Annotated in this window: 11 protein-coding genes; 4 read left to right on the top strand and 7 right to left on the bottom strand. The window is 75.4% G+C overall.

Annotation, left to right across the window (positions count from 1 at the left end):
- The 3 genes from AC0CYZ_RS21545 to AC0CYZ_RS21535 form a co-directional block, all read left to right on the top strand.
- A partial coding sequence (locus AC0CYZ_RS21545; RefSeq protein ID WP_472219086.1) for a hypothetical protein occupies positions 1-903 on the top strand: 903 nt, incomplete at its 5' end.
- 31 nt (positions 904-934) lie between these two features.
- Complete coding sequence (locus AC0CYZ_RS21540) at positions 935-1114, top strand: hypothetical protein (protein WP_472219084.1); 180 nt, start codon at positions 935-937, stop codon at positions 1112-1114.
- A gap of 41 nt (positions 1115-1155) precedes the next feature.
- Positions 1156-2592 carry a hypothetical protein gene (locus AC0CYZ_RS21535; RefSeq protein WP_472219082.1) on the top strand — a complete coding sequence of 479 codons (1437 nt, stop codon included), beginning with the start codon at positions 1156-1158 and terminating at the stop codon, positions 2590-2592.
- A 3-nt stretch (positions 2593-2595) separates the two neighbouring features.
- Here AC0CYZ_RS21535 and AC0CYZ_RS21530 read toward each other — a convergent pair whose 3' ends face one another.
- The 7 genes from AC0CYZ_RS21530 to AC0CYZ_RS21500 form a co-directional block, all read right to left on the bottom strand.
- On the bottom strand, positions 2596-2982 hold the full coding sequence (locus AC0CYZ_RS21530; RefSeq protein WP_472219080.1) for a trypco2 family protein: 387 nt from the start codon (positions 2980-2982) through the stop codon (positions 2596-2598).
- Positions 2983-3070: 88 nt separating this feature from the next.
- Positions 3071-3868: a pentapeptide repeat-containing protein gene (locus AC0CYZ_RS21525; RefSeq protein ID WP_472219078.1), complete on the bottom strand. Its 798-nt coding sequence runs from the start codon at positions 3866-3868 to the stop codon at positions 3071-3073.
- Positions 3868-4437, bottom strand: coding sequence for a 2'-5' RNA ligase family protein (locus AC0CYZ_RS21520; protein WP_472219076.1), 570 nt, complete (start codon positions 4435-4437; stop codon positions 3868-3870). Before AC0CYZ_RS21520 ends, AC0CYZ_RS21525 begins: the two co-directional genes overlap by 1 nt.
- Complete coding sequence (locus AC0CYZ_RS21515; RefSeq protein ID WP_472219074.1) at positions 4434-4703, bottom strand: DUF2568 domain-containing protein; 270 nt, start codon at positions 4701-4703, stop codon at positions 4434-4436. Before AC0CYZ_RS21515 ends, AC0CYZ_RS21520 begins: the two co-directional genes overlap by 4 nt.
- A gap of 117 nt (positions 4704-4820) precedes the next feature.
- On the bottom strand, positions 4821-5267 hold the full coding sequence (locus tag AC0CYZ_RS21510; protein WP_472219072.1) for a MerR family transcriptional regulator: 447 nt from the start codon (positions 5265-5267) through the stop codon (positions 4821-4823).
- Positions 5268-5276: 9 nt separating this feature from the next.
- Positions 5277-6146: a DUF2127 domain-containing protein gene (locus AC0CYZ_RS21505; RefSeq protein ID WP_472219070.1), complete on the bottom strand. Its 870-nt coding sequence runs from the start codon at positions 6144-6146 to the stop codon at positions 5277-5279.
- A gap of 38 nt (positions 6147-6184) precedes the next feature.
- Complete coding sequence (locus AC0CYZ_RS21500) at positions 6185-6973, bottom strand: GAF and ANTAR domain-containing protein (protein WP_472219068.1); 789 nt, start codon at positions 6971-6973, stop codon at positions 6185-6187.
- Between the two features lie 60 nt (positions 6974-7033).
- Between AC0CYZ_RS21500 and AC0CYZ_RS21495 the strand changes: the two genes are divergently transcribed.
- The coding region (locus tag AC0CYZ_RS21495; RefSeq protein WP_472219066.1) for a hypothetical protein at positions 7034-7368 on the top strand (335 nt) is incomplete at its 3' end.

Below are 7368 nucleotides of genomic sequence, written 5' to 3'. Positions count from 1 at the left end.
GCCCCAGCCCCCACCCAGCAAGCCGTCCGACCCTGGGGTGCACCGACCGGGGAGGAACGCGACGTGGGCCTGATGTGGGTGGTGCTGGCGGCGGTGCTGTTCGGGACGGGGTCGGTGGCGCAGGCGGCGGCCGTGACGGCCTTCGACAACGGGGCCCCGCTGCGGTGGGCGGCGCTGCTGCGCCACCCCTGGTTCGTCGCCGGGACACTCGCGGAGGGCGCGGGGGCGCTCTGCCACGTCGCGGCGCTGCAGTCGGTGTCGATGGCCGTCGCGCAGTGCGCGGTCAGCGCCAGCGTCGCGGTGACCGCGCTGACGGCCCGCGCCTGGTTCGGCACGCGGCTCGGCGGGCGCGCGATCGCGGCGGTCGGTGTGCTGTCGGTCGCCCTCGTCGGGCTCGCGGCCGTCGCCGGGCACACCGGAACCGCCACCGACACCGTCGCACTCGAGATCGGTCTCGCGGGCGCAGCCGTCCTGATCGGGCTCGCGGGCCTGGCCGGCGCGGTCGGGCGGCAGGGCAGCGTGCTCGCGGTGTGCTCCGGGCTCGGCTTCGCGGCGTGCTCGACGGCGATCAAGCTCGTCGACCTCTCCGACCCGCTCGCCGCGCTGATCTCGGTGCCCGCCCTCGTCGCGGCGGTCACCGGCGCCCTCGGCTGCCTGTGGTGGACGCTCGCGCTGCGGCACACGACGGTGACGTCGGCGACCGCGGTCGTCGTGGTCGCCGAGGTGGTGCCGCCCTCGCTGCTCGCGCCGGTGCTCGGCGACAGCGTCTCGACCTGGTTCGTCGTCGTCGCCCCGCTCGCCCTCGGGCTCGCGGCCGCGGCCTGCGTCGTGCTGGCCCGCAGCGGCGCCCGATCCGCCCCCGACACCGTCGAGGAGGCGCCCCCTGTGCCGGTCCCGGCGTAGACTCAGGTGTCGTCGACCCCAGGGAGGCGCCATGGCCGGCATCGCCGGGAAGCGCACCGTCGTGGAGCCGGGCGAGCCCGCGGGTGACCTCGCGGAGCGGCTCGGGCTGCACCGTCCCGAACAGCAGCGGGCGTTCCGCGCCACGCTCGAGCGGGTCCGCGACGCCGAGCTGCGCGCCGAGTACGAGAGCGACGGCATCCGCCTGCGGTGATCCGCTGATCTCTGTCGGACCCCCGTGGTAGTCGTACGCGGGTGAGCGACTGGCCGTTCCTGCGCTGGTCGCCGGACGACGCGGCGGCTGCGGTGTACGACGTCACCGTCGACGGCGCGTGGCAGCAGCTCGTGGACTTCTACGCGGGCGACACGCCGTCCGCGCCGCTGGAGCGGATCGTCTCCCTGGCCCGTGAGCACGGCGTCCGGTCGCTGGTCGTCGAGCAGCGCTACCTCGACCCGGACTGGCGCAGCGAGCACGCCGCGTTCCACGGCCGGCTGTTCCGGCGCCATCCGTCGGTGACCCACCGCTGGCACCTGTTCACCGACGACGTCGACCCGGCGGACCTGACCCGGCTGGACCCGGCCGCCTACCGCGGCTACGCCGTGATGCGCCCGCTGCCCGCCACACCGGTCGGCCGCACGATGATCACCCCGCCGCCGGGGCTCGACGAGGCGGTCCGCTGCGAGGCCACCGAGCGGCTCTCGCTGTTCGGGACGCCGCTCGAGGTGCGGGCCATGCCGTTCCTGTCGCAGGACGCGGAGTACCTGCGGTGCGCGCACGCGACGCTGTGGATGGTGCTGCGCCACGCCCACCTCGCGCACGGGGTGCCGCGGCAGCTGACCGCCGCGGTGCACGACGCGGCGCTGGGCGGGGTGATCGTCGGGCGCCAGGTGCCGAGCGAGGGCCTGTCGGTGCAGCAGATGATGGCCGGCGCGACGGCCCTCGGGCTCTCCCCGGGCCTGGTGCACCTGCCGGCGACCCGTGCCGAGGACGACGACGCCGGGATGCTGACCCTCGGGGGCATCCTCTGCCGCTACGTCAACAGCCAGGCCCCGCCGATCGTCATCTCACGGGCGCACGCGTGGGTCGTGGTCGGGTACCGGCGGGTGTCGCTCGCGTCGGGGTCGGGCGTGCGGCTCTGGCGCCACGACGACGCCCGCGGCCCCTACCTCGAGGTGGCGGACCCGTTCGACGAGGTCGACGACGCGCACCGGCCCTGGCAGGCGGCCATCCTGCCGCTGCTGCCCCAGGTCTACGTGACCGCCGAGCGCGCCGAGGCCGCGGGCGAGCACTGGTTCCGCGCCTACGTCTCCCAGGCCGACCCCGACGAACCGATCGCCACCGCCGACCTCACCTGGCGGACGTACGTGACCCGCTCCGACGACTGGCTCGAGCGGCTGTCCTCCCGCGAGGTCGACGCGGAGCTCGCCCGGCTCTACCGGCTGACCCCGATGCCCGAGTACGTGTGGGTCGTCGAGGCGGTCGACCGGGCAGCACGGGCGGCGGGCGGGCCCGACGTGGTCGGCGAGGCGATCCTCGACTCCACCGCCTCGACCCACCACGAGCCCCTGCTCTCCGGACTGATCGCGCTGCACGCCGGCCGGATCGCGCACCGCATCGGCCCGGACCACGGGCAGCGTCGGGAGATCCGGATCACGGCGCCCGGCCACTACGTCACGGGCCGGCGGGGGTGAGGCTCAGCCGTCGCGCCCCACGCGGTGCTGCGGGAGCACGCCCGGCGAGACGTCGGCGCCCGCGATCGGGCGGTCGGTGGTCGCCGGGGTCGCGTCGCCACCGTCGGAGAGCGGCCCGAGCGTCAGCGTGATCCGGTTGGTGCTCGTCCGGTCCCGGCTCGCCTCGCCCGACGCCGAGCCCGACAGCACGAACCACTTCGCGCCGACCTCGCCCTTCGCGTCGACGTGCCGGGTCACCTCGACCGAGAGCTCGATCTGCACCGTCTGCACCGCGAGGCCGGTGTTCTCGGTGTCGCCGTCGCGCTGGGCCTCCAGCAGGTCGTGCCGCAACGCCTTCAGCACCTCGTCGAGGCCCAGGCCGTCGTCCTGTCCGTCCCCCGTGTCCGCCATGACCCGCACGCTAACCGGACCCCCCGACAGCGTGCGGCCGAGAGCGGGATGCGCCGGAGGTCGTCCCGACCGGGCCACCATCGCGTCGTCAGGAGCTCCACGCGGCCGGCCGGCGCACCCGCGCCGGCAGCGTCGTCGTCGCGTCCCCACGTGCCGCGGACACCTGCGGACCGGTCAGGAAGAACACCCGGGCCAGCCCGGTACCTCGTAGGTCCGCTCCCCGCAGGTCGGCGCCGAGCAGGTCGGCCCGCCCGAGGTCCACCCCGCGCAGGTCGGCGCCCATCAGCAGCGCGCCCCGCAGCGTCGTGCCCGTCAGCGCCCGCCGGGCCGCCCGGCCCCCGCGCAGGTCCTGCCCGACGAGGTCCGCCCGCGCGTGCCCGCGGGCCGCGGGCCCCCGCACCGCCTCGCTCACCCGGCCGAGCAGCGCGCCGACCTCGCCGCGCACCGTGTCCACGTCGACCCCGGCGAGGGGCTCCTCGGCCAGGCGCGCCACCCGCGCCGCCGCCGCGGCCACCTCCTCGCCGAGCGCCGGCGCGAGCTCGGGCAGGGGCTCGGACAGGTACCAGAGCATCTCGTGCAGCCCACGGAGGACGGCAAAGGAGTCGAACGCGGCGCGGGCCGCCCCGGGCCCGTCGCGCCAGTCGGCGGTCACGCGCTGGCCGGCGCCGAAGCAGTCGAACGCGACGCAGCCGGGGAAGCCGCGGTCGAGCAGCTCGCCGTGGATCCCGCACGGTGCGTCGGAGCGCCCGGGGACCGCCACGCGCAGGTTCGGGCACGGTGTCTCGGCGGGCTTGTCCAACGCGAAGTCCGCCGAGCGGGCGAACGCCGGCGCGACGCAGCACAGCCCGGAGCAGCGGCCGCAGTCGGCGACGAGGTCGAGGTCCATCACGGCCGACGGTAGGCGCCGAGCAGCGGCAGCTCGGCGACCACCCGCCAGGAGTCCGGCGCCCGCGACCCGGCCAGCAGGTGCAGGCGGTCGACGCGGGCCGCCACCGGCAGCTGCGGCACGATCCGCGCCTCCGCGGCCCGCAGCGCGTCGAGCGATGCGTGCTCGCGGTACCCGACCGTCAGGTGCGGGTGCGGCTCGTGTTCGCCGCCGTAGGGCACCTGTGCGGGGAACGCGCGCCACACCCGAGTCGTGAGCTCCCCGAACGGGGCCGTGGCCGATGGCGCGAGCCAGAGCAGGTCCTCGTCGAACCAGCCCGTCGAGGCGAACCGGCACACGAACGGGGCCACCGGCGCCACCGCGTCCCGCAGCGCGGCCACCGTCGTCGTCGTGACCTCGGGCGGGGCGACGAACGGGTAGAGCACGGTCACGTGCGCCGGGACCCCGGCCGCGGCCGTCGGGTCGAGGCGGCGGCGGTGCTCCCGCACGACGGGCTCTGCCTCGGGCACCAGCGCGAGCACCGCGGTCTCCGTCGCGCCCGGATCGACCTCGACCGCCGCGGTGGTCATCCGCGCCGTTCGCGTCGGCGCCCCTCGGCGGCGACGACGACCTCGAGCGCGAGACCGGGCCGGTGCGCCAGGCGACGCGGCGCCCGCGGCGCGAGCCACCGACCCCACACCGCGACGAAGGCGGCGAGCAGCACGACCACCAGGACGACCCGGCCGGGCACCGAGCCCGGCAGCACGACCCCGACGTAGACGAGGGCCGCGAGCATCGCGAGCTCGGCGAGGAACACGCCGACCTCGAGCGCACCGGGTGGCTCCGGGCTGGTCACGACCCGGACGGTAGCGCCGCGGGACCCCACCGGCCGCGGACCGGTGGGGCCCGGTGTGTCAGCAGCAGTCGCACGTGCTGCAGTCGCACTGCGGGTCCTCACAGCAGGGACAGGCCCTCAACTCGAGCATGCGTCACACCTCCCCTCGGTCCTCCGGTGGTCGGGCGGGCACCAGACCCCGGGTACGGGGTCGGGGCAGGTGGCGCTCGGGAGCTGCTCGGCCATCGCGACCAGGTCGGCCCGGAGCCGGGTCAACCGGTCGATCTCGACGTCGATCTCGGCGATTCGGGCCCGCAGCAGTGGCTCGGCGGGCTCGCACGGGCACTCCCCGGTGTCCCGGACCGCGAGCAGGCCCCTGATGTCGGCGAGCCGCAGCCCGAGCTGCTGGGCGCCGCGGATGAAGCGGAGCCGGTCGACCGCGAGCGCGTCGTAGCGCCGGTGGTCCCCGCTCGTGCGGGCCGGCGCCGGCATGAGCCCGACCCGCTCGTAGTAGCGCACGGTGTCGGGCCGCAGCCCGGTCTCCGCGGCCAGGTCGGAGATGGTGAGCGAGGCCGCCGTCGTCATGGGGGAACGCTAGAACCTGGACCCGGCTCCAGGGTCAAGCGTGGATCGCCCCGGGATGTGGCGGGCCAGGGCCGCCCAGCTGATGTCGTGCTCCCGCTCGGCGGCCACCGCGGCGGCGCCGCCCCGCAGCCCGAAGAGGCGCTTCGAGATCAGCAGGTACAGCACCACGGCCACGTTGATCACCATCCCGACGATCGTGCCGGGGCTGGTGGAGCTCGTGAGCTCCAGGATCTCGGGCACCAGCAGCAGGGTGGTCATGACGAAGGTCAGGTACTCGCCCCACCGCGTCGCACGCCAGAGCCCGACCCCCTCGGTCGCCTCGAGCACGACCAGCACGGTCAGACCGGTCGCGACAAGCCACAGCGGGCCCGCACCGCCGGCCAGCACGCTCTGCACCTGGCCGATGACCTGGCCGCCGAAGACGTCCTGGAGCGCGGACGCGTTGGCCACCAGGTCGTCGCGCAACGCGGTCCGGTCGGCCAGGACGGCGACCGCGCCGGCGAGCAGGAGCAGCAGCACCAGCACGTTGAAGGCCCGGGTCAGCGCGATCAACCGCAGCACGTAGCGGCCCTTGAGTGGGCGCCCGCGGTCCGGGAGGACGATCTCGTCGCGCGGAGCCGGGGTCGGGCGGGCCGGGTGCGCGGGCACCGGGAGCATCGTCCAGGCGTCGCAGCGCAGGCACCGGTGCAGGCGGCGGTCGTGGTCGAGGTCCCGGACGACGAGCGTGTCCTCGTCGCCGACGGACGCCGCGTCGGTCCCGACGAGGGCGTGCCCGTTCCAGGCGCACCCGAGCAGCTCGAAGCTCAGTCGCGGACGACGCCGCTGCGGGTCGGTCCCGGGCGGGAACTCGAAGTCGGACGGTTCCTCAGGGGACGACACGACCAGCGGCTACCCGATCGGCCCGCGGGCGAGGCCCGCTAGCCGTCGTCTCCGCCCTGTCGGGTGCGGCGGCGTTCGTCGAGGTCGTCGCGGACCCAGGCCGCGACCTTGACCAGCTTGAGGTTGGTCCCCTGGGAGGACCTGACGAGCATCTGGAACGCCTCGGAGTCGTCCACGCCGAAGCGCTCCATGAGGATCCCCTTGGCCTGCCCGATCACGTCCCGGCTGTCGATGGCCCGCTGGAGCTGCGCGGCGTTCTCGCTGCCGTAGACCAGGACACCGGCCTGGACGCCGAACAACGCCGCCACGAGCTGGGACTCGGTGTCGAAGGCCCTCGGCGTCGCCGAGTAGAGGTTCAGCGCCGCCCGCAGCCCCTGGGTCCCGGACGAGAGCTGTGTCGAGCACATCGACCGGTACCCGGCGTCGACGGCGGCCTTCGCGTACACCGGCCACCGGTCGGCGTCCTCCCCGGCGAGGTCGTCGGCCAGGATCACGCCGCTCTCCGGCGGGTCCTCGGCCGCGGTGATGCACGGGCCCTCGTTGAGCCGGCTCTGCAGCGCGTCGAGCTCGCCGATGGGGTCGGCCGTGTGGTACTTCGAGTCGATCTGCGTCTCGCGGGTGAACGTGATCCCGCCGGCGTCCGCACTGGGCACCGTCTCGACGGCCTTGGCCACGAGATCGGACAACGTCGCGTCGAGGTCGCGCAGACTGTTCTTGCTGCGCATGTCGTCGGCCGCCGAGCGCAGCGCGCGGAACACACGCAGTCGCTCGCCCGGCTCGATCGGGTCACCGGCGGTCGGCGACGGTTCGGCTGGCTCTGAGGGCACGGGCCCATTATCCCGACTCCGTCGAGTACCCCGGACCGGCGTGTACCCACGGTCACCGGGGTGGTGCACGACGAGGTGCTCGGCACGCCGGCGGGCGTGCTCTCGGAGTACGGGGTCCCCGACGCGGCCACCGGCAAGATCGCCGACGTCGTCCCCCCGCTGCGGGGGGCCAGCGCTCCGGTCGGCCGGGGCGCGGGCCGACGGCAGGCACCGCGAGTTCGCCGGAACGGCCACCACGATCTCGGCTCCCGTGCTCCGATCAGCGTCGTGGAGCGCGTTCCGTTCGCCGTCCTGCTCATCGCCGGGTCCGTCGTCGTCGTGGTCCGGCAGTGGCGGCTCTGGTCGGCACGTCGCGACGCCGCGACGCGGTGGGACCGGGTCCGCACCGGCGGCGC

The sequence above is a fragment of the Actinomycetospora sp. genome, assembly GCF_055612215.1.
The sequence above is the reverse complement of the archived record's forward strand: the minus strand, read 5'-3'. Positions and strand labels throughout refer to the sequence as shown.

Coding starts and splice junctions, on each gene's coding strand:
- AC0CYZ_RS21540 (WP_472219084.1), top strand. CDS start 935: ATGGCCGGCATCGCCGGGAAGCGCACCGTCGTGGAGCCGGGCGAGCCC.
- AC0CYZ_RS21530 (WP_472219080.1), bottom strand. CDS start 2,982: ATGGCGGACACGGGGGACGGACAGGACGACGGCCTGGGCCTCGACGAG.
- AC0CYZ_RS21525 (WP_472219078.1), bottom strand. CDS start 3,868: ATGGACCTCGACCTCGTCGCCGACTGCGGCCGCTGCTCCGGGCTGTGC.
- AC0CYZ_RS21520 (WP_472219076.1), bottom strand. CDS start 4,437: ATGACCACCGCGGCGGTCGAGGTCGATCCGGGCGCGACGGAGACCGCG.
- AC0CYZ_RS21510 (WP_472219072.1), bottom strand. CDS start 5,267: ATGACGACGGCGGCCTCGCTCACCATCTCCGACCTGGCCGCGGAGACC.